19 protein-coding genes are annotated in these 18,636 nt (G+C 72.8%); 14 read left to right on the plus strand and 5 right to left on the minus strand.

All coding sequences use genetic code 11. The features are described from left to right. Positions 1-81 precede the first annotated feature (81 nt). The 4 genes from ACIHAD_RS36615 (at position 82) to ACIHAD_RS36630 (ending at position 4,191) form a co-directional block, all read left to right on the plus strand. On the plus strand, positions 82-1,377 hold the full coding sequence (locus ACIHAD_RS36615) for a cytochrome P450 (protein ID WP_397359302.1): 1,296 nt from the start codon (positions 82-84) through the stop codon (positions 1,375-1,377). Between the two features lie 106 nt (positions 1,378-1,483). Then, a complete protein-coding gene (locus tag ACIHAD_RS36620; RefSeq protein ID WP_397359303.1) occupies positions 1,484-2,653 on the plus strand; it encodes a hypothetical protein in 1,170 nt (389 codons plus the stop codon). Beyond that, entirely contained in the window at positions 2,650-3,648 is a 999-nt protein-coding gene (locus ACIHAD_RS36625; protein WP_397359304.1) for a hypothetical protein, read from the plus strand. The genes ACIHAD_RS36620 and ACIHAD_RS36625 overlap by 4 nt, the downstream gene beginning before the upstream one ends. Positions 3,649-3,780: 132 nt before the next feature. Beyond that, on the plus strand, positions 3,781-4,191 hold the full coding sequence (locus ACIHAD_RS36630) for an STAS domain-containing protein (protein ID WP_397359305.1): 411 nt from the start codon (positions 3,781-3,783) through the stop codon (positions 4,189-4,191). Here the strand turns inward: ACIHAD_RS36630 and ACIHAD_RS36635 are convergent. Then, on the minus strand, positions 4,179-5,585 hold the full coding sequence (locus ACIHAD_RS36635) for a dihydrolipoyl dehydrogenase family protein (RefSeq protein WP_397359306.1): 1,407 nt from the start codon (positions 5,583-5,585) through the stop codon (positions 4,179-4,181). The genes ACIHAD_RS36630 and ACIHAD_RS36635 overlap by 13 nt on opposite strands. Before the next feature lie 164 nt (positions 5,586-5,749). Between ACIHAD_RS36635 and ACIHAD_RS36640 the strand changes: the two genes are divergently transcribed. Beyond that, the gene (locus tag ACIHAD_RS36640) at positions 5,750-7,132 is read left to right on the plus strand and encodes a hypothetical protein (RefSeq protein ID WP_397359307.1); all 1,383 of its coding nucleotides are present in this window, start codon (positions 5,750-5,752) and stop codon (positions 7,130-7,132) included. 383 nt (positions 7,133-7,515) lie between these two features. Next, complete coding sequence (locus tag ACIHAD_RS36645) at positions 7,516-8,274, plus strand: IclR family transcriptional regulator (RefSeq protein ID WP_397359308.1); 759 nt, start codon at positions 7,516-7,518, stop codon at positions 8,272-8,274. On the opposite strand, the gene ACIHAD_RS36650 is transcribed toward ACIHAD_RS36645, so the two are convergent. Further along, the gene (locus ACIHAD_RS36650; RefSeq protein WP_397359367.1) at positions 8,198-8,611 is read right to left on the minus strand and encodes an extracellular solute-binding protein; all 414 of its coding nucleotides are present in this window, start codon (positions 8,609-8,611) and stop codon (positions 8,198-8,200) included. The genes ACIHAD_RS36645 and ACIHAD_RS36650 overlap by 77 nt on opposite strands. On the opposite strand from ACIHAD_RS36650, the gene ACIHAD_RS36655 reads away from it, so the two are divergent. The 3 genes from ACIHAD_RS36655 to ACIHAD_RS36665 all read left to right on the plus strand — a co-directional run bounded on the left by ACIHAD_RS36655 (position 8,544) and on the right by ACIHAD_RS36665 (position 10,144). Continuing rightward, positions 8,544-8,735, plus strand: coding sequence for a hypothetical protein (locus ACIHAD_RS36655; RefSeq protein ID WP_397359370.1), 192 nt, complete (start codon positions 8,544-8,546; stop codon positions 8,733-8,735). The two genes, ACIHAD_RS36650 and ACIHAD_RS36655, sit on opposite strands and share 68 nt — an antisense overlap. Before the next feature lie 129 nt (positions 8,736-8,864). Then, on the plus strand, positions 8,865-9,797 hold the full coding sequence (locus ACIHAD_RS36660) for an endo alpha-1,4 polygalactosaminidase (protein WP_397359309.1): 933 nt from the start codon (positions 8,865-8,867) through the stop codon (positions 9,795-9,797). Beyond that, complete coding sequence (locus tag ACIHAD_RS36665) at positions 9,794-10,144, plus strand: SDR family NAD(P)-dependent oxidoreductase (protein WP_397359310.1); 351 nt, start codon at positions 9,794-9,796, stop codon at positions 10,142-10,144. Before ACIHAD_RS36660 ends, ACIHAD_RS36665 begins: the two co-directional genes overlap by 4 nt. Here the strand turns inward: ACIHAD_RS36665 and ACIHAD_RS36670 are convergent. Both ACIHAD_RS36670 and ACIHAD_RS36675 read right to left on the minus strand, forming a co-directional pair. Then, a complete protein-coding gene (locus tag ACIHAD_RS36670) occupies positions 10,130-11,215 on the minus strand; it encodes an STAS domain-containing protein (RefSeq protein WP_397359311.1) in 1,086 nt (361 codons plus the stop codon). The genes ACIHAD_RS36665 and ACIHAD_RS36670 overlap by 15 nt on opposite strands. A 104-nt stretch (positions 11,216-11,319) precedes the next feature. Beyond that, positions 11,320-12,933, minus strand: a complete 1,614-nt coding sequence (locus ACIHAD_RS36675; protein ID WP_397359312.1) for an IucA/IucC family protein — start codon at positions 12,931-12,933, stop codon at positions 11,320-11,322. Between the two features lie 80 nt (positions 12,934-13,013). Between ACIHAD_RS36675 and ACIHAD_RS36680 the strand changes: the two genes are divergently transcribed. Genes ACIHAD_RS36680 through ACIHAD_RS36690 form a run of 3 tightly spaced genes read left to right on the plus strand, consistent with a single transcriptional unit; the run spans position 13,014 to position 16,644 of the window. Next, positions 13,014-14,597, plus strand: coding sequence for an IucA/IucC family protein (locus tag ACIHAD_RS36680; RefSeq protein WP_397359313.1), 1,584 nt, complete (start codon positions 13,014-13,016; stop codon positions 14,595-14,597). 54 nt (positions 14,598-14,651) lie between these two features. Beyond that, entirely contained in the window at positions 14,652-15,500 is an 849-nt protein-coding gene (locus ACIHAD_RS36685) for an alpha/beta fold hydrolase (protein WP_397359314.1), read from the plus strand. A 34-nt stretch (positions 15,501-15,534) separates the two neighbouring features. Beyond that, positions 15,535-16,644, plus strand: coding sequence for an L-dopachrome tautomerase-related protein (locus ACIHAD_RS36690; protein WP_397359315.1), 1,110 nt, complete (start codon positions 15,535-15,537; stop codon positions 16,642-16,644). Here the strand turns inward: ACIHAD_RS36690 and ACIHAD_RS36695 are convergent. Further along, positions 16,641-17,150, minus strand: a complete 510-nt coding sequence (locus tag ACIHAD_RS36695; RefSeq protein WP_397359316.1) for a hypothetical protein — start codon at positions 17,148-17,150, stop codon at positions 16,641-16,643. The genes ACIHAD_RS36690 and ACIHAD_RS36695 overlap by 4 nt on opposite strands. Before the next feature lie 167 nt (positions 17,151-17,317). On the opposite strand from ACIHAD_RS36695, the gene ACIHAD_RS36700 reads away from it, so the two are divergent. Together ACIHAD_RS36700 and ACIHAD_RS36705 are read left to right on the plus strand one after the other, a co-directional pair. Continuing rightward, positions 17,318-17,758 carry a hypothetical protein gene (locus ACIHAD_RS36700; protein WP_397359317.1) on the plus strand — a complete coding sequence of 147 codons (441 nt, stop codon included), beginning with the start codon at positions 17,318-17,320 and terminating at the stop codon, positions 17,756-17,758. Beyond that, positions 17,746-18,636, plus strand: a complete 891-nt coding sequence (locus ACIHAD_RS36705; protein WP_397359318.1) for a hypothetical protein — start codon at positions 17,746-17,748, stop codon at positions 18,634-18,636. Before ACIHAD_RS36700 ends, ACIHAD_RS36705 begins: the two co-directional genes overlap by 13 nt.

The raw sequence follows: 18,636 nt of genomic DNA on the forward strand, positions 1-18,636 counted from the left end.
AGACGTCGAAGCACTGCTTTTGGTTCGCCGTGTTTCCCGGTGAATTCGTTTCCTGTGGGTCTGCGGGGATAGGGCGTGGTCATGACTTCTCACCGAGTGATGCCACGCGAGCAGACGCGGGTCCGTGAGCCGGTCACCGCCCCCCGCCGGAGGCCGGTCCTGGACGACACCCTTACCTTGCTGCTCGACCCGTACCGCTTCATCGGAGACCGGGCGCGGCGGCTCGGCTCCGACGTCTTCGAGACGCGGCTCCTCCTCCAGCCGGCCATCTGCATGACCGGGGCCGAGGCCGCCGAGGTCTTCTACGACCCCGAGCTGTTCGTCCGGCACGGCGCCGCGCCCCGCCGGCTCCAGGCGACGCTGTTCGGCAGGAACGGCGTGCAGGCGCTCGACGGCGAGACGCACCGGGCGCGCAAGGCCATGTTCATGTCGCTGATGGGCAGACAGGGCCGCGACCGGCTGACGGAGCTGGCCGGCCGGCGCTGGCGCGAGCGCATCCGCGCGTGGGAGCGCATGCCCAGGGTCGTCCTGTACGAGGAGGTCAGCGAGCTGCTGTGCCAGGCGGTCTGCGACTGGACGGGCGTGCCGCTGCCGCCCGCTCGGGTTCCCGCCGCCACCGCCACGTTCCAGGCCGCCATCGAGGGCGCGGGCGGGCTCGGCGCCCGCTACCTGCGCGGCCGGTACGCCAGGATCAAGGGCGACCTGTGGCTGTCCGGCCTGATCCGCTGCGCCCGCGACGATCCCGGCCGCTTCGCCGGCACGGTGACCGGCCTGATCGCCGGCTACCGGGACCCCGACGGCACCCTGCTCCCGGCCAGGACCGCGGCCGTCGAGCTGCACAACGTGCTGCGGCCCACGGTGGCGGTGGCCAGGTTCGTGACGTTCGCGGCCATGGCCCTGCACGCCCGCCCGGAGTACCACGAACGTGTCCGCGAGGGCGACGAGCAGTTCGTCGAGCACTTCGTCCAGGAGGTACGCCGGTTCTACCCGTTCTTCCCGTTCGTCGCCGCCAAGGTGGCCAAACCGTTCACCTGGAAGGGCCTGGACTTCCCGCGGGGCCGGCGGACCCTGCTCGACCTGTACGGCATCGACCACGACCCGCGCCTGTGGGACCGTCCCGGCGAGTTCCGCCCGGAACGGTTCGCCGAGTGGGACGGCGGCGAGTACGACTTCGTCCCCCAGGGCGGCGGCGACCACTACGAAGGGCACCGGTGCCCCGGCGAGTGGATCACCGTGGACCTGATGAAACAGGCGGTGACCGCGCTGACCCGCTGGATGACGTACGGGGTACCGGCCCAGGACCTGCGCATGCCGTCGTGGCGCGCCCCGGCCGTCCCCAACAGCCGTTTCGTCATCGACCAGGTCGAGGCCGTCTGAGATTCGGCCAGCGCCGGGCAAAGAAGCGTGTTGTCGCGCGGGTGCGCGCGCGAGCGTCTGGCAACGTCTGCCAGGGCGATTCTTCCTGGCCTTGGTGGAGGGTTTCATGCGTCGTGTCGTGGACGACGAGGATCACGTCGATCAGCTGGTCCCGGTCGCCAAGGCGTACTGGGGGGACAGCGCGGGCGACACGGGTTGCGTGGTGGCGGAGGCGTTCGACGAGGACGTCCGGGTGGTGGTGCGTACCGTCATGGTCGCCAAGGCCGTGTGCGGGCTGCTGTCGGCCCGGCTGGTCGTGCTCACCGACCCGCGATGGCGGCCGCTGGCCGAGGCGTTCGGCGCCGCCGCCGATCTCGGGCCGCCCGACGCCCTGGTCACCAGCCGGATGGATCGCGGCGTCCGCACCGACATTCCCGTCGTGCACGTGCACGGCACGGGGTCGTTGCAGGCGTACGCGCTGTTCCCCGGCCAGACTCCCAGTTCCTTCGGCGAGGAGCTGCCCGGCCGGGTCGCGGAGTTCTTCGACCGCTGGGTCTGGCCCAACCGGGAGGTGATCCGGCAGAGCGCCGAGCGTACGGCCTGGCGGGCCAAGGAGGGCTACCAGGTCCGCACGGACACCGAACGCCGCCAGCTCCGCCTGTACGGCTGCTCCAGGCTTCGCCTCGACCCCGGCCGGCCCACGATCACGGTGTTCGGCCACATGCCGGGCCGCGACACCGAGCTGTTCGAGGAGACCGAGCGGTTCGCGGAGGCCGAGGAGTCGGCCAACTGGCTGTTCCTCGACCGCCTCCGGTCCGGTCTGCTGTCGACGAACATCCTGTGGAGCATGACCGACGTCGCGGTCACGTTCGGCGGCAGCGACCTGCCCGCCTTCGGCGTCCCCGTCGTCCAGGCCGGATGGTCGGAGGGCGCCGCCTGCGGGTCCACGTACCACGTGCGCACGCCGGAGGAGCTGCGCGACCGGCTCGGCGAGGCCGTCGCCGTGCACGGCAAGGCGGAGACGATCCTCGGGCCCGAGCAGCGCGAACGCGCCCGCCTGTGGTTGTGGCTGCGCCGCTGCGGCGCCGACGTGCCGACCCAGATCCTGCCGCGCTGGGAGCTCGGCCCCGACTACCCGCGTGCCCTCACGGTCGCCCTGCGGCACGTGGAGCGCGACGGCGATCCCCTCTTCGACGCGGTGCGCCGCATGTGGGAACGCCGCGACCCCGTACTCACCCGATTCGACTTCCAGGACCTGGCAAGGACCACACTGACCCCCGCGAGGAGCGCCCGATGACCGGAACAGGACCCAGCACCGAGCTCGACCCGGTGATCCTCCCCGCGATCCCGCCCGTCCACGTGACCAGCGGGCGGTTCCCCGCCCTGCAGGTGATCGACCGGCTGCATCGCGGCAGCCAGATCGTGGGCAGGTTCGAGACCTCCGGGCTGGTCGGCGTCAAGGTCTCCGCGCAGGGACGGCCGCTGCGGGTGCAGATGTCGCTGTCCATGGACGAGCGGTCGGTCAGCGGCTGGCACAACGGCAGGACCGGCGCAGACCTCACGTTGCCCCGGTGCGTCCAGATCCGTTCCCAGGGACGCCTGCGCCAGTGCGTGCTGCTGCGCGGCCGGAACCCGCACGCCCGCGTGGCCTTCGACCTGACCCCCGAGGAGATCCCCGACGACGGGCTGATCTGCGTCGAGGCCCTGGACATCATGGAGGGCGACGGCGTCTGCGACGAGGTGCGCACGTTCCTGACCGGCCGGGTCCAGGCCGACGGGGTGGCCGGGCTGCGCCTGAACAAGATCGTGTTCGAGGAGCCGCCCGCCGTCGACTACGACCCCGACACGCTCGACGGCGCCCGCTGCGAGCTGTCCTCGCTGATCAGCGGCGGCGGCCTGGCCAACGTCAACCGGCAGGGGGTCCGCGTCCTGCGGTCGGGCATGTTCATGGTCAACCCGGTGCTGCGCGACACGTTCGGGTCCAGCGGCCGGATCACGCTGCGGCTGGGCACGAAGGCGGAGGCGGCCAGCATGATCCCGGCGACCTGGCGGCGGGTCAACAGCGAGCTGCGCTGGCTGCGGCACGCCACCAGGAAGCTGCTCGGCACGGCGGCCCCCACGGTGGAGCAGGTCTACAGCCTCAGGGACGGCGTGGCGGGGCCCTTCGGGCAGACCATCCACGGGAACGTCACCGAGCTCGTGCTGCCGAGCCCCACGGTCTCGCCGTTCCTCGTGGTGATCGAGCGGCTGCCGGGCGTCCTGCCGACGCTGGAGTCCGGCACCTCGGACTAGCGGGAGCTCCGGATCCCTTGGCCCGCTTGACCTGCGACAGCCGGTGAGAATGTGCCATTCTGGCGGGAAAACTGGCGATCACCTGTGAAAACGTCGCTCTGCGGGCAGTTGTCATAGGTGGGCGGGAACGGTTTGAGCATCGAGACGATCCGGCATCTTCAGTGCACGGTCATGCGCGCCACGGGTGAGCTCGACCATGTCGGACGGGTCCGGTTCAGCGCCCACATCCACACGGTGTGGGACTGGTCGCCCGGTCCCGTCCTCGTCTTCGACCTGGCCGATCTCGTCTTCTACGACTCCTCCGTCATCGGCGTGCTGGCGACGGCGATGCAGCGGATGGAGGCGGAGCCGGGCGGCCGGATCATCGTGGTCCGCCCGTCCGAGCACCTGCTGTCGGTGCTGCGGCTGACGGACCTGCTCTCCCACGTCGAGCTGCGCGGCAGCGTCGAGGAGACCGTGGCGGAGCTGATGGTGGACGCCGCGGCGCCGTCCGTCCCCCCGCCGTGGCCCGGGGGGACGTCGGGGGTCGCCTACAACCCGTAGGTCTCCAGCAGGCGCAGCCAGATCTCGCTCACGGTCGGGAACGACGGCACGGCGTGCCAGAGCCGGTCGAGCGGCACCTCGCCGGTGACCGCGATCGTGGCGGCGTGCAGCAGCTCGCCGACGCCGGGACCGACGAAGGTGACGCCGAGCAGCACCTTCCTGTCCTCGTCCACCACGGCCTTGGCACGGCCCCGGTAGCCGTCGCCCAGCAGGTACGCGCCCGACACCGAGCCGAGGTCGTACTCGACCGCGCGCACCCGGAAGCCGGCCTTCCCGGCCTCCGCCTCCGTACGGCCGACCGCGCAGACCTGCGGGTCGGTGAAGACCACCTGCGGCGCGCCGAAGCCGCCGGCGAGGTCGCGCACGGCGGGCAGGTCGTCGCCGTGCGCCCGCGCCGCGATCACGTCACCGCAGATCCTGGCCTGGTACTTGCCCATGTGGGTGAGGAGCGCGCGGCCGTTGACGTCGCCGACGGCGTAGAGCCAGCCGCCCGGCACGCCGGTGGCCCGCATGCTGTCGTCGACCTCGACGGGCGCGTCGTCGGGCAGGCCGACCGTGTCCAGCCCGATCCCGCGCGTGGCGACCTTGCGTCCGGTGGCCACCAGCAGCTCGTCGGCCTCCAGCGGCGGGCCCTCCGACAGGTGCACGGTCACCTTGCCGCCCGGCTCGGGCCGCTCGACCCCGACCACGTCGGTGTGCATGCGCACGTCGATGCCCGCCTCGGCGAACGACCGCGCGAGCAGCTCGCCCGCGAACGGCTCGATCCTGCCGAGCAGCGTGCCGCCGCGCACCAGCAGGGTCGTCTGCCGCGCGCCGAGCCCGTGCATGGCCTGCGCCATCTCGCAGGCGACCACGCCGCCGCCGATCACCACCAGGCGTTCGGGCACCTTCGTCGCGGCGGTGACCTCGTGGCTGGTCCACGGCTTGGCCTCGGCCAGGCCCGGCACCGGCGGGACCGCCGCCGTGCTGCCGGTGGCGAGCACGACGGCCTGCCTGGCCGTGAGCACCCGCTCGCCGCCGTCGGGGGTCGTGACGACCACCCGCCGCTCGCCGTCGAGCCGCCCCCTGCCGCGGACGAACTCCGCCGGCACGCCCTCGATCCAGCCCACCTGCCCGGAGTCGTCGTAGCGCGAGACCGCCTCGTCGCGCCGGGCGAGCACCGCGGCCACGTCGATCGGCCCGAGCGAGAGCCCGGGCACCCGTGACACCTCGCCCGCCAGGTCGACCGGGCGCAGCAGCGCCTTGCTCGGGATGCACGCCCAGTAGGAGCACTCGCCGCCGGCCAGCCGCTCCTCGACGATCGCGGCGCTCAGCCCCCCGCGCACGGCCCTGGCGGCGACGTTCTCGCCCGCCGGACCGGCCCCGATCACGATGACGTCGAACTCCTCAGCCACACTGCCTCCCCACACTCGTCCTCGATCCGCACTCTTTCATGCCCTGCTCGCGCCACCCGAGGTGGCCACGGGCGTGAACCCTTTCGGCCCGCGACGGAGAGACCGGGTAGATGCCCGCGCCGTCCGGGGGAGCCCGCTCGGCACCCTCATGAAGGAGCTTCCCCATGCCGGCGCCGTCTGCTGTGTTCGTGCTGCCCGGAAACGCCCTGGGGCGGCATCGGGCGCTGCTGGTCGCGCTGGTGCCCGCCGTCGCGCTGCGGCTGCTCGCGATGGCGGGGTACCGGCCCGCGCTGTGGTTCTGGGCGGACTCGTTCTCCTATCTGGAGGCCGCGGGCGACCCCGTGCCCGGGACGTTCCGGCCGCTCGGGTACTCGCTCTTCCTGGCCGCGCTCGGGCCCGGGAAGAGCCTGGCGCTGGTGGCCGCCGTGCAGCACGCGCTCGGGCTGGCGCTCGCCGTGGCCGTCTACGCCCTGCTGCGGCGGCGCGGCCTGCCCGGCCGGGGCGCGACGGCCGCCGTCGCGCCGCTGCTGTACGACGAGTTCCTGATCCTGCTGGAACACATGATCATGGCGGACGCGCTGTTCACCGTGCTGGTCACGGCCGGGATCCTGGCGCTGTCGTGCCGGCTCACCCCGGTCACGGCGGCCGCCGGCGGCGTGCTGCTCGGCCTGGCCGCCGTCACCCGCACGATCGGGGTGGCCGTCCTCGTGGTGGCCGCCGCCTGCCTGCTGCTGCGCCGTCCCGGGCCGCGGGCGCTGCTCTGTCTGGTCCTGGCGGGCGCGGCGCCGCTGCTCGGGTACGCCTCCTGGATGTGGGCCACCAGCGGCACCTTCGGCCTGACCAGGGCCGACGGCCTGTTCCTGTGGGCCCGCACGATGACCTTCGCCGACTGCTCGGTCATCAGGCCGGAGCCCGAGCTGGCCCCCCTCTGCCCGAGGACGCCGGTGGCCGGGCGGCCCTCTCCCGCGCACTGGATGTGGGGGCCCACCCTGGCCGCCGTCCCCGGCGACCGGAACGCGCTGGCCGGCCGCTTCGCCCGCGAGGCCGTCCTCGCCCAGCCCGGCGACTACCTGGCCGCCGTCGGGCGCGACCTGCGGTGGCTGCTGCGCTGGGAGCGCACCACGGCCAGGAAGGTGTCGGTCAGGAAGACCAATCCGTACTGGTTTCCGTACGAGGAGCGCCCGCTGCGCGCGTCCGTACGGCGGATCGCCGGGGCGTACGAGGGCGGGCCGGCGGACACGCGGATCGTCGAGCCCTACGCGGGCTGGCTGCGGGCCTACCAGCGCTTCGGCTACCTGCCGTACCCGGTGCTCCTGGCGCTGCTCGGGGGCGCGCTCGCGGTGGCGGCCGTACGGCGGCGGCCGGACGCGCTGCTGCCCGGCGTGGCCGCCGCCGTGCTGGTCGTGGCGCCGTCCTTCCTGAACGGGTACGACGTGCGGTACGTCGTACCGGCTCTCCCGCTGGCCTGCCTGGCCGCCGGGCTGGCACCGGGACGTCCGCCGGAGGTCGGGAGACGTTCACCTGCGGGGCCCGGCGTTCGCGCATGACTCCTTACCCCACGTCGGTGGTGTACCGGGCGAGGGTTATCACACCTTCCGCGGGTCCGCTGGTGACTCGGGCCACATCGACCTGGCGCTCAGGCGGTCGGCCGACGGCGGGCTGACGTGGGGTCCCCTTCAGGTGGTCGCCACCGGACCGCGCCGCGGCACCGTGGGCAACCCCGCGCGGTGGTCGAGGGCAGCGTGCTGTGGTGCGAGCCGCCCGGCGTGCTGCTGTTCTCCGGGCCGGCCGCCCGTTCCTTTCCCCGAGCCCTGTGCTGACACAGGGCTGTGCTGACTACGCTGAGACAACCACTGTGCGACCGCGTGTGCGGAGTGTTCCGTATTACGCGCTAGCATTCCGATCAGCGGAACGGGCGAGGGAGAGTTCAGTGGCTGAGACCCAGTCCCCTGTGGGGAGCGTCGATCGTGCCCTGCTGATCCTGCAGGAGATCGGGAAGCACAGCAGGGGGGTGACGCTCGACGAGCTGGCCACCAGGCTGGGGCTGCCGAAGAGCTCGCTCCACCGCCTGCTCGGGGCGCTGAAGCACCGGGGCTTCGCGGCACAGCCGGAGCCGAGCGGGCCGTACTTCCTCGGCACCGAGATGCTGGCCACGGCCTTCCGGTTCTACGAGACCATGGACCTGCGCACGCTCGTACGGCCGCTGCTGCTGCGGCTGAGCGAGGAGTTCTCCGAGACCGTGCACATGGCGATGCTCGACGGCGGCGAGGTCGTCTACCTGGACAAGGTGGAGGCGGTGCGGTCGATCACCATGACCTCGGTGGTCGGCGGGCGCAACGCGGCCCACTGCACGGGGGCCGGCAAGGCGCTGCTGGCCTGGACGTACCCGACGGACGAGGCGGTCAAGGCGTGGGCCGAGCGCTACGGGCCGCTGTCCACCAGGACCAGGAACACGATCACGAACCCCGCCAAGCTGGCCATCCATCTCGACCAGGTCAGGCGGCGCGGGTACGCGCTCGACCTGGAGGAGAACGAGCCGGGGGTGCGGTGCGTGGCGGCGCCGGTCTTCATGGGCAAGACCGCGCCGGTGGCGGCGGTGAGCGTGACCGCGATCAAGGACCGCATGTCGGTCGCCCGCCTCGAAGAAGTCGGCCACGGCCTCCGCCGCGCCATCTCCGCCCAGGCCTGACCCACCCCGCCCCCGCTCCCACCCTGAGCGCCGGCCCCCGAAGGCCGAGCCCTCGAACGGCGGCCCCAATAGGCGGGCTCCATGAGCCGGGACCCCCAGGGTTGGGACCCCCGGGCGGGTTCCTGGCCACGTTGGGGGCCCGGGAGCCGTACAGGTAGGCGATGTCGGGGTAGGCGTCCGAGGTGAGCGCGGCGGTGATCTTGGGTAGCATGCCGTCTGCGGTCGCGCCGCCGGACTCGGTGCTGACCTTGATGTCGGGGTGAGTCTGGTTGAACCGGGCGACCAGCTTCTCGATCGACTTCGCCGAGGTGTCCTCCTGGCCGTGCCAGATGGTGATCTCGACCGGGCCGCTCGCCCGTTCCTGCCCTCCGCCGCCGCAGCTCGCCGCGGTCAGGGCCAGGGCGACGACGGCCAGCGTCGTACGGGGCCTCATCGGGCGGTCTCGCGGATGTGGTGAATGAGTCGTGCCATGGGGTTCCCTCCACAGAGCACGGCGGGCGTGGCGGCCCGCTGCGTGCGGCGAGTATAGTCACGCATCCACGATGCAGACTAGAGTTCCACCAGACGGAATGAGGGCGAACATGCGAACCATGACTCTCTTAGCTCGGCTGGCCGCGGTCGCGGCCCTGAGCTGCGCGCCGCTGGCGGCGCTCGCCGCGCCGGCCACGGCGGAGGCGGGGCCGTGGCAGCCGCCGCTGCAGAGCCGCTGGCAGTACCAGCTCCAGGGCAACGCCAAGTACGCCGCCACCGGCGGCGTCAACGTCGACATCTGCGTGGTCCCCCAGTCGGGCGGCGCCTGCGTGAAGCCGGCGGTGTTCGACATCGACCTCTACGCCGACGGCGACGTGGTGGGGAACAACACCACGCTCAACACGGCCGCGGTGAAGGCCGTTCACGCCCGCGGGGCGAAGGCCGTCTGCTACGTCGACGCCGGTTCGATCGAGGAGTACCGGCCCGACTACCAGCAGTTCGTCGCCTGGCACAAGAGCCACGGCAACTCCCTGCTCGGCAAGCCGTTCAGCGCGGAGTTCCCCAACGAGCGCTGGGCCAACATCAACAACGACCAGGGCCAGCGGGACTTCCTGCTGAAGATGATGGAGGCCCGGGTCGACAAGTGCGCCCAGGCCGGCTTCGACGGCGTCGAGTTCGACGTCGTCAACGCCCACGAGGAGGGCAAGTCGGTCACCGGCTGGACCGTCAGCCCCGCCACCCAGCTTCTCTACAACCGGGCGCTGGCCGACCTGGCCCACCGCAAGGGCCTGTCCGCGGCGCTCAAGAACGACCTCAGCCAGGCGGCCGAGCTGGTGTCCAGCTTCGACTACGCCGTCAACGAGGAGTGCTTCCAGTACGACGAGTGCGGCGACCTGAGCGTCTTCGTCAAGGCGGGCAAGCCGGTGTTCCAGGTCGAGTACGAGACGGCGCCGGCGTCCTTCTGCCCCAAGGCGGCCAAGCTCGGCATCAACGCGATCAAGAAAGCCGTGGACTACTCGCTGAAGGACACGCCGTACAAGCCGTGCAAGTGAGGGGGCGCGGGACGGGCGGCGTGATCGTCAACATGTCCTCGACCAACGGCCTCGGCGGCGAGGCCGACTACGCCCACTACAACGCCTCCAAGGGCGGCGTGCTGTTGCTGACCAAGACCATGGCCGTCGAGCTCGGCGGGCACGGCATCCGGGTCAACGCCCTGTGCCCCGGCTACATCCGGACCCCGCTCAACGCCTCGATCTCGTCGGGGCTCGCCGACGACTTCCTCTCCTCCTACGAGCGCGAGCACATCCCGCTGGGCCGTGCCGGGCTCGCCGAGGAGGTCGCCGCCTTCATCCACGGCACCGAGCTGGTGATCGACGGCGGGCGGCTAGCGATCATGTGAGTCACCGGGGCGCGGCACCTTCATGGCGATGATCAGGCCGTGCCCGGAGTCGTCGTCGGTGGCCAGGTGGGACAGCTCGACGGTGAGCGGTGTCGGCCGGCCCCGGTCGTTGACCGCGTCGAGCGCGACCCTCCTGGCCCCGGCCCGTCTCGTGCCCCCGGCCAGCGTGTCGCGTACGAGCGGGACGATCATCTCCACCGGTAGCCCCGTGCCCAGCGAGGCCAGCGGACGGCCCACCGCCTCGCCGGCCCGCACCCCCCACAACTCCTCGGCCCCCGCCCCCCAGATGAGCACCCGCATGTCGGCGTCGAGCACCATCACGGCGTCGCCCAGCCCGTGGACCAGCGAGGCGGTGAACCGGCTGACCTCGTCGAGCTCGGCCGTGCGCGCGACCAGCGTGTCGTTGACCCGGCGCAGCTCGGCGGCGCGGGCGATGAGCGTGTCGTTGGTGTGGCGCAGCTCGGCGTTGGCCGACCGCAGCTCCTCGTTCGCGCTCTCCAGCTCCGCGTTGGCCGAGCGGAGCCGGTGGACGATCGTGGACCAGCGGCCGGGTGGCGGCAGGTTCTCCTGGCGGTCGGGCGTGATGGGCGTCTCCTCCCGCTGCGGGCGCAGCCGGCGGATGCCGTGGTGCGCTTCGGCGCGGGGGTCGCGGGCCCGGCGGAAGCACGCCAGATGACGGCTGACCGGTCGGGGCGGCCCGGTCTGCTCGTAGATCTCGACGCCCGTCCCGGCCAGGGCGTCGGGCATCGTGCTGAACAGGGGGATCGCGGTGCCGCCGTGCTCGGTCATGAGCGCGACGAGGCGGCACAGCGCGGGCTGGGCCTCGGCCACGGCCAGATGGCCGCCCTTCTCCTGCATGGCCCGGTGGGTGATCGCGAGCTGTTCGAGGCCGTTGAGGTCGCAGAACCAGAGGTCTCCCGCCGCCACGATCACGTGTTTCACCCGCGAGCGCGGCAGCGGGTCGAGGAAGGCGGCCAGGATGGGGCTGGTGGTCGAGTCGAGCTCGCCCGCCAGGGCGACCACCAGGGTGGTGTCACCGACGGGCACGAGCCGTACAGAGAGCTGCATCATCGGATTCGCTCCTTCCCTGAACTCTGCGTGATCGGAGATCGACGCGCCGCAGGGTCCGGCTGCATGCCCCATACTCCTCCTCCTTCGGGAAAAGAGCCAGGCGCTCACCGTGCGTGAGCGAGGATCCAGGAGGCTCCCTGGGTGAGGGGGTTGGGCAGCGACGTCCAGCTGTCGCCGGGTGGGGAGCCCGCGAGCTGGGCGAGCAGGTGGGCCTTCACCCGGATCCGCTCGCCGAACAGGGCCGCGCGGTCGGCGCGCACGTCGGCGGTGTCGGGGAGCGCGTCGAAGGCCCGCCGCGCGGCCTCCGCCACGACGGCCCACAGAACTGACTCGGCGGTACGGTCACCCTCTCCCAGCAGGGAGACGAGACTGCCGAACGTGGTGCCGACGAGCGAGCCGAAGAGCTTGGCGTGCAGGACCCCGGGGTCGTCGCTGAGCAGCCGGGCGCTGACGGGCGGCGTCCCGAAGCCGTTGCGGGCCAGCCTGGCCGGGCTGATCCTGACGTCGGCCAGGTCGCGGTAGACCAGCTCGACCGGGTGGCCCCGCCGGTCGAGCACGACCAGCAGGTTCTGGCCGTGGGCCTCCAGCGCGACCCCGAGTGCCAGCAGCCCGAGCGCCGCCGCCGTCGCCACGTCGGCGAATTCCGCCAGCCACTCGCGGGCCTCCGCACCTCGTGGCACGTCCCACTGGGCGCCGGCGGTGAGGGCGGCGACGGGCAGCACGGTGTGGCCGGGCACGCGGGGCGTCGGCTCGCGCAGCATGACGGACAGGTCGGCGGTGTGCTCGCCGTTCACCGTCCCCGCGGCCCCGGACAGGTAGCGGGCGATGCGCGGGCGTCCGCCGAGCCGCGCCGACAGGGCGGTGAGCAGGTCCGACAGGGGGACGCAGTCGCGTACCGAGCCGGGCGAGATGTCCCTGACGCCGGAGGTCATCCGGGTGGTGAACGCCGTCTTGAGGTGCGGGCCGCCGTCCAGGGGGGCGAGGGTCCGTACGGACATCAGCGGATGGCAGGGCAGCACGCCCGTCGCGTACGGCCGCACCCCCGGCCCGGACAGCACGTGCCGGGTCTGCCAGGGGTGGACGGGCAGCAGCAGCCGGTCGCCGTCCATGAGCGAGGCCGGCCACGGCCCGGTGACCAGGCATTCGGCGGCGGGCACCGCCGCCAGGTCGAGCGCGACGACGGGCCGGTGCTCCGGCATGTACGCCAGTTGCTCGGCCACCGACACCCCCGGCCGGTTGCGGCAGCCCGGATGGTAGGGATGGCCGTCGACCACGCTCTGCTCGTACCGTTCGGGGCCCGGCTCGCGGACGGGGGAGCCGGACGACAGCGCCGCGCCCGCGCGGGACAGCGCCAGGGAGGCGACGCTGTTGTCCAGGTCGCCGACCAGCCCTTCCGCGCCGGGCAGGCCGAGCGCGGCGAGCAGTTCGGCCGGATCCGGGTACGGGACGCCGTCCAGCAGCAGCACCGGCTCGTCGGCCAGGTCGTACGGCAGCCGGGCCCGCCCCGTCAGGTCGCGCCCGTCCGCGAGCCGTACGCGGAGGTCTTTGCCCGCGGCGACCGGCGCGGCGAGGCCGGGCAGGGGCTCGCAGAGCAGGCTCCGCCACAGCCGGCCCATGACGGCGGCCCGCGCGCCGGGCAGCGCCGCGGCGTAGCCGGGCGAGAGATCCGGGCGCACGGCGGCCAGCTCCGTCGCGAACCGTGCCGTCGAATGCCGCATGAACCCCCCCGTATCCAGGAACATGCCCAGGTGACAACCCTGTGGACACTGATCGGTACAAAAGGGTAGGACAGGTCGCCATGGCATATATCGACGGCCTCCTCCCACCGGCCGGGCCGGCCCGCGAGGCGCAAGACGGCCAGGCGGCGGACGAAGCCGAAACCCTCGCGGTGACGGCCCTGCTCAACTGCGTGCTCCGCGAGGTGGCCGAACCCGCGAGCGGCGGCCTGTGGGTGCTGCCCGCGACCGGGCACGTGCTGCACGTCCGCCCCGGACGCTACCCCGGCGCCCCCGCCCTGGGCACCCCCGAAGGCCCGCGCCCGCTGTCGCTGGCCGGCCTGGTCGCCCTGGCCGAGGACGAGCTGCGGACGGGCACCGGCCACGCCAACCCGTCCCTGGCCAAGGAGATCATGGACAGCAGGGACGTCATGGCCGCGCTGCTGTCGGCCCGGCGGACCGCCATCCCGCCCGCCGACCCGTACCTGCGCTCGGAGCAGGCGCTCGTCGCCGGTCACCGCTACCACCCGGCGCCCAAGGCGCGCGGCGGATCCGGGCCGGACTCCTGGCTGGCCTACTCGCCCGAGGCGCACGCGAGCTTCGCCCTGCCGCTGCTCGGGGTGCCCGCCGAGGCCCTGGTCGAGCAGGGCGACGCGAGCGCGCTGGACCGGCTCGGCCCGCCCGCCCCCGACGGCCTGACGCTGCTGCCCGCCCATCCCTGGCAGGTGGAGCTGCTGGGCGGCCTCAAGGAGCTGCGCCACCTCGGCGTCACGTCCGCGCGGGCGGTGCCGACCGCCTCGGTCCGGACGGTGTACCTGCCGGAGGCGGATCTGTTCTGCAAGTTCAGCCTGGACGTGCGGATCACCAACGACATCCGCCGCCTGTGGCTGCACGACCTGCGCTGGCTGGGCCTGATCGACGACCTGCTGCGCGTGGCGTTCGACGACCTGCCGGCGCACCGGCCGCGGCCGGCCGTCCTCAGCGACCGCGGTTACCGCAGCCTGGAGCTGGGGCTGGACGGCGGCGAGGCGCTGGCGGTGATCGTCCGCGACGGGCTGGGCGGGCACCTGCGGCCGGGGCTGACGGCGCTGCTGACCGCGGGGATCAGCGAGGGCTTCCCCGGCAACCCGCTGGACGGCCTCGGCGCCGGCCAGGCGCTCGTGTGGTGGCGGCGCTACCTCGACCACGTCGTGCCGCCGGTCCTGCACGCCTACTTCCGCCACGGCGTGGTGCTCGAATGCCACCTGCAGAACGTCGTCATCGGCGTGGACGCGCGGGGCCTGCCCGGCCAGGCGATCTTCCGCGACCACGAGGGGGTCAAGCTGACCGCGGACCGCCACAGCCTGCCCGGCGCCCGCACGCCCGTCGTGAGCGCCGCCTACGGCTGGGAACGGCTGCTGTACTGCCTGGTCGTCAACAACCTCTGCGAGATCGCCGGAGCGGTGGCCGAGCGGCACCCGGAGCTGCGGGCCGAGCTGTGGGACCAGGCCAGGTCGGTGTTCACCGGCTGCGCCAAGGACCACGACGAGCCCGAGGAGCTGCGCGAGCTGCTCGCCGGCGCGTCCGTGCCCGCCAAGGCCAACCTGCTGCTGCGCTGGCTGGAGGCGGACGGCGCGGACATGCGGTGCGTGCCGATGCCCAGCCCTTTGCGACTCTTTACGCCATAAGCTATCCTCGCCGAGGAGAACAGTTTACGGCGTATCGAATTCAGGGAGGTCCCCGTGCCCACGGCGACGCTGCACGACGGAAGCACCATCGAGGTGGAGGTCCACGGCGCGGGGCCGGTCCTGCTCCTGGCCGTCAACCCCAAGCCCGTCGAGGGCGCACTGGCCGAGGAGATGCTGAAGTGGGGGGCCGACCCCGCGCTCGGCCGCTCGCTCATCGACGGCCTCTCCGACGCCTTCCGCGTCGTGGCCTTCGACTACGAGGGCCACGTGCTGGCGAATCCGAAGCCGGACACGCTCACGCCCGACAACGTGGCGGCCGACCTGCTGTCGGTGGCCGACGCGGTGGGGGCCGACCGGTTCGCCTACTACGGCTACTCCTGGCTGGCGCTCAGCGGCCTCCAGCTCGCCGTGCGCACCGACCGGCTCTCGGCGCTGGTCATGGGCGGGTTCCCGCCGCTCGGCGGCCCGTACGCCGAGATGCTGCGGGTCACCGAGGCCACGTACGAGATGGCCGTCGCGCCGAAGACCGCCACGCCCCCGGCCACGGGGACGGGCGAGCCGGGGGACTGGTCGTCGACCGAGGTGACCCTCAGCGAGGGGCAGGCCCGGCAGTTCGCCACCCTCTACCGGGCGCTGCGCGGGTTCGACGACAGCCAGGTGCGCCTGTCCTGCCCCCGCCTGTCCTTCGTCGGCTCCGCCGACGAGATCGTCTACGACGAGCGGTGGGGCGGCACCCACGTCAGCATCGCGGGCCCGGTGGTGCGGAACCGGGCCGCCATCGAGGCGCTGGGCTGGGACGTCGAGGTGCTCGACGGCCTCGACCACGCCGGGGCCATGCAGGCGGCGAACGTGCTGCCGATCCTGCGGCCCTGGCTGGGCAGGGCGCTGTTTCTCCCCGCCTGAGCTGGGCAGTTGCCCGGCGGGGAACGGGGGGAACATGGCGAAGGGGAACGGTCACGACGGCGTTCAGCCGGTCGATGAGCCCATCGGGAAGCTGGAACTCGTGCACGCCTTCGGATCCGGTCCGATGCCGACCGGCGTCACGGTCTCGCGCACCGGCCGGATCTTTGTGAACTTCCCCAAATGGGGTGACGACGTTCCGGCGACCGTGGTCGAGCTGCGGGACGGCAAGCCCGTCCCCTACCCGGACCGGGAGTGGAACACCGAGGCGGACGAGCCGTCGAAGTGGCTGGTCTCGGTGCAGAGCGTCGTCGTCGATCCCATGGACCGGCTGTGGATCCTCGACACCGGCAGCCCGATGTTCCGGCCCACCAGGAAGGGCGGCCCGAAGCTCGTCTGCGTGGACCTGGAGACCGACACCGTGGTCAAGGTCATCCTGTTCGACCGCAACGTCGCCCTGGAGACCTCCTACCTCAACGACGTGCGGTTCGACCTGCGCAAAGGGGTCGCCTACCTCACCGACTCCGCCGACAAGGGCCCCAACGGGATCATCGTGGTGGACCTGGCCAGCGGGCAGGCGTGGCGCCGGCTGCACGACGACCCGAGCACCAAGGCGCAGCGTCCGCCGGACTTCCTGCCGATCGTGGAGGGGCGGCCGTTCCTGGAACGGCCGCAGGACGGCCCGCCGTCGCCCGTCCTGATGGGCGCGGACGGCATCGCGCTCCCGGCCGGCGGCGAGCGGCTCTGGTACTGCCCCCTGCTCTCCCGCCGCTGGTACAGCGTGTCCACGGACGCCCTGGTGGACCGCACGCTGGACGACGCCGAAGTGGCCGCGACGGTCAGGGACGAGGGCGACAAGGGCGGCTCGGCCGACGGCCTGGAGGCCGACGACGCCGGGCGCATCTACCTGACCGACTGGGAGCACAACGCGGTGCTGTGCCGGATGCCCGACGGCACGATCGACACGCTGGTCCACGACGCCCGCCTGCTGTGGCCCGACACGCTGTCGGTGGCCGACGGCCACCTGTACGTGACCGCCAACCAGTTGCACCGCCAGGCGAGGTTCCAGGGCGGGCTGGACCGGCGGCGGTACCCGTACGCGCTGTTCCGGGTGCCGATCGACGCCGGGCCGGTCCGGCTGGTCTAGCGCTCGCGGCGCGGGCGGGAGCGGGCCGAGGAGGCCACGACGGCGCCGTACAGGAGGTGGTCGGCCAGCAGGGCCAGGCGCTCCGAGGTGGTGTGGCGGCTGCGGGGCAGGCCGAGCGCCGGGGCGATGCCGGTCTCGAAGGCGGCCCAGGCGAGCACGCCGTAGACCGGGCCGGTCCAGCGCCGTTCGCGCACCGCGCGGGGCAGGAGGCCGAACGCGGCGCCGCCGGCCGCGCCGTACAGCCAGTGGGCCGCCTCCACCAGCGCCGGGCGGCGTTCCGTCGGGACGTCGCGGAAGAGCTGCGGCGCGGTCTTCTGCAGCACCGATTCCGGCGGCGTGCGCTCCACCATCCCGAGCGAGACGGTGAGCTGCCGCAGCCCCGACATGGCCATCGCGCCGACGGCGCCGCCCGCCATGGCGCGCAGGATCGGGTGGCCACGCTTCCCCTTCTCCTCCGGTTGAGCCTCTTCGGACAGCTCAGGGCGGGTGGGCAGGGTCTGGGTCATGGTTTGCCGCCTTCGTCGACGCGGTATGCCCGCTACGTAGAGGTACTGATCGGATACCAAACGACGCCATCGCTAAACCTCTGCAATGGCCACTTGGGGGGCTTAAGGCCGATGAATGCCGCTAAATACGACAGGTTTCCCGACGGCGTGACCGTCCTGGGGGCGTCATGTCGCTGAACGCACGCATCGGCAGGATCGAGAGCCTGCTCGAACGGGCCGAACCGCCCGCCGTCGAGCTGGCCGAGGCCCTGCTCGACCTCTACGGCGAGGGCCTGACGCGGATCATGGCCGCGGCCGACGACGACCTGGCCGCCCGGCTGGCCGCCGACGACGTGGTCGCGCACCTCCTGCTGCTGCACGACCTCCACCCGATCGACGTCCGGACCCGGGTCGAGGACGCGCTGCGCGGCACCGGCGCCGAGGTGGTCGCCGTCGAGGGCGACCTCGTACGCCTGCGGCTCGGCGGCGGCTCGGACGGCGGCGGCTCGGACGACGACGGCTCGGCGGACGCGGTGCGCCGGGCCGTGCGCGACGCGGCGCCGGAGGTGGAGCAGGTCGAGATCGTCCGGTCCGCGCCCGGCGTGGGGGCCGGCAGATGGACCATGTGAGGCGCATCGCCAGGGCCGTCCTCTACGGCGGCTACCTGCTGTGGCCCAGCCGCCGCTCGTCCTCCGACCGGCGGCGCTGGACGTTCGGCGGCGTGCACCCCGAGTCGTACGGCCGGGCGCACGAGGGCAACCCGTGGCTGACCCAGACCCAGTGCCTGCTGGAGGCCGACGCCGACGACGTCGTGGACGTGCACGTTCGCTTCCTGCACCTGGTCACCTGCGAGGTGGCCGTGCAGCGCGAGGGCGAGCTGGTCTGCGTGCCCGAGCTGACCGTCGGCGGCGTCCGCCACCGGCCCAGGGAGGAGGCCAAGGAGCGCGAGGTGGCCGAGACCGGGCTGCGCCTGGCCGACCTGCTGGGCCGTCCGGCCGGCATGGAGATCCACGTGCCGCCGGGCCAGCGGGCCGAATGGCTCGACGGCGAGGGCGTGCTGCTGCGCGGCTGGGAGGCGCTGAGCGGCCGGGCCGAGGTGTTCGCCGAGCGGCTGCGCGAGGGCCTGTTCCGGATCACCGTCCGGGTGGCGAACACCAGCCCGTGGCAGGGCGACTCGCGCGCGGAGGCCATGAAGCACACCCTGATCTCCGCGCACACGGTCGTGAGCTCGCCGGGCGGCCGGTTCGTCTCGCTGATGGAGCCGCCCGACGCGCTGCGCGCGCTCGCCGCGGGCTGCCACAACATCGGCACCTGGCCGGTGCTGGTGGGCGAGGAGGGCGACCGGCACACGATGTTGTCCGCCCCGGTCATCCTCTACGACCATCCCAAGGTGGCGCCCGAGAGCGGCACGTTCGACGCCACGGAGATCGACCAGCTCCTCGACCACTGCGCCGCGCTCACCCCCGAAGAGCTCATGCGCCTGCACGGCACCATGCGGGAGACGTGA

The organism is Nonomuraea sp. NPDC052265, assembly GCF_044547985.1.
In the GTDB taxonomy this organism is placed as follows: domain Bacteria; phylum Actinomycetota; class Actinomycetes; order Streptosporangiales; family Streptosporangiaceae; genus Nonomuraea.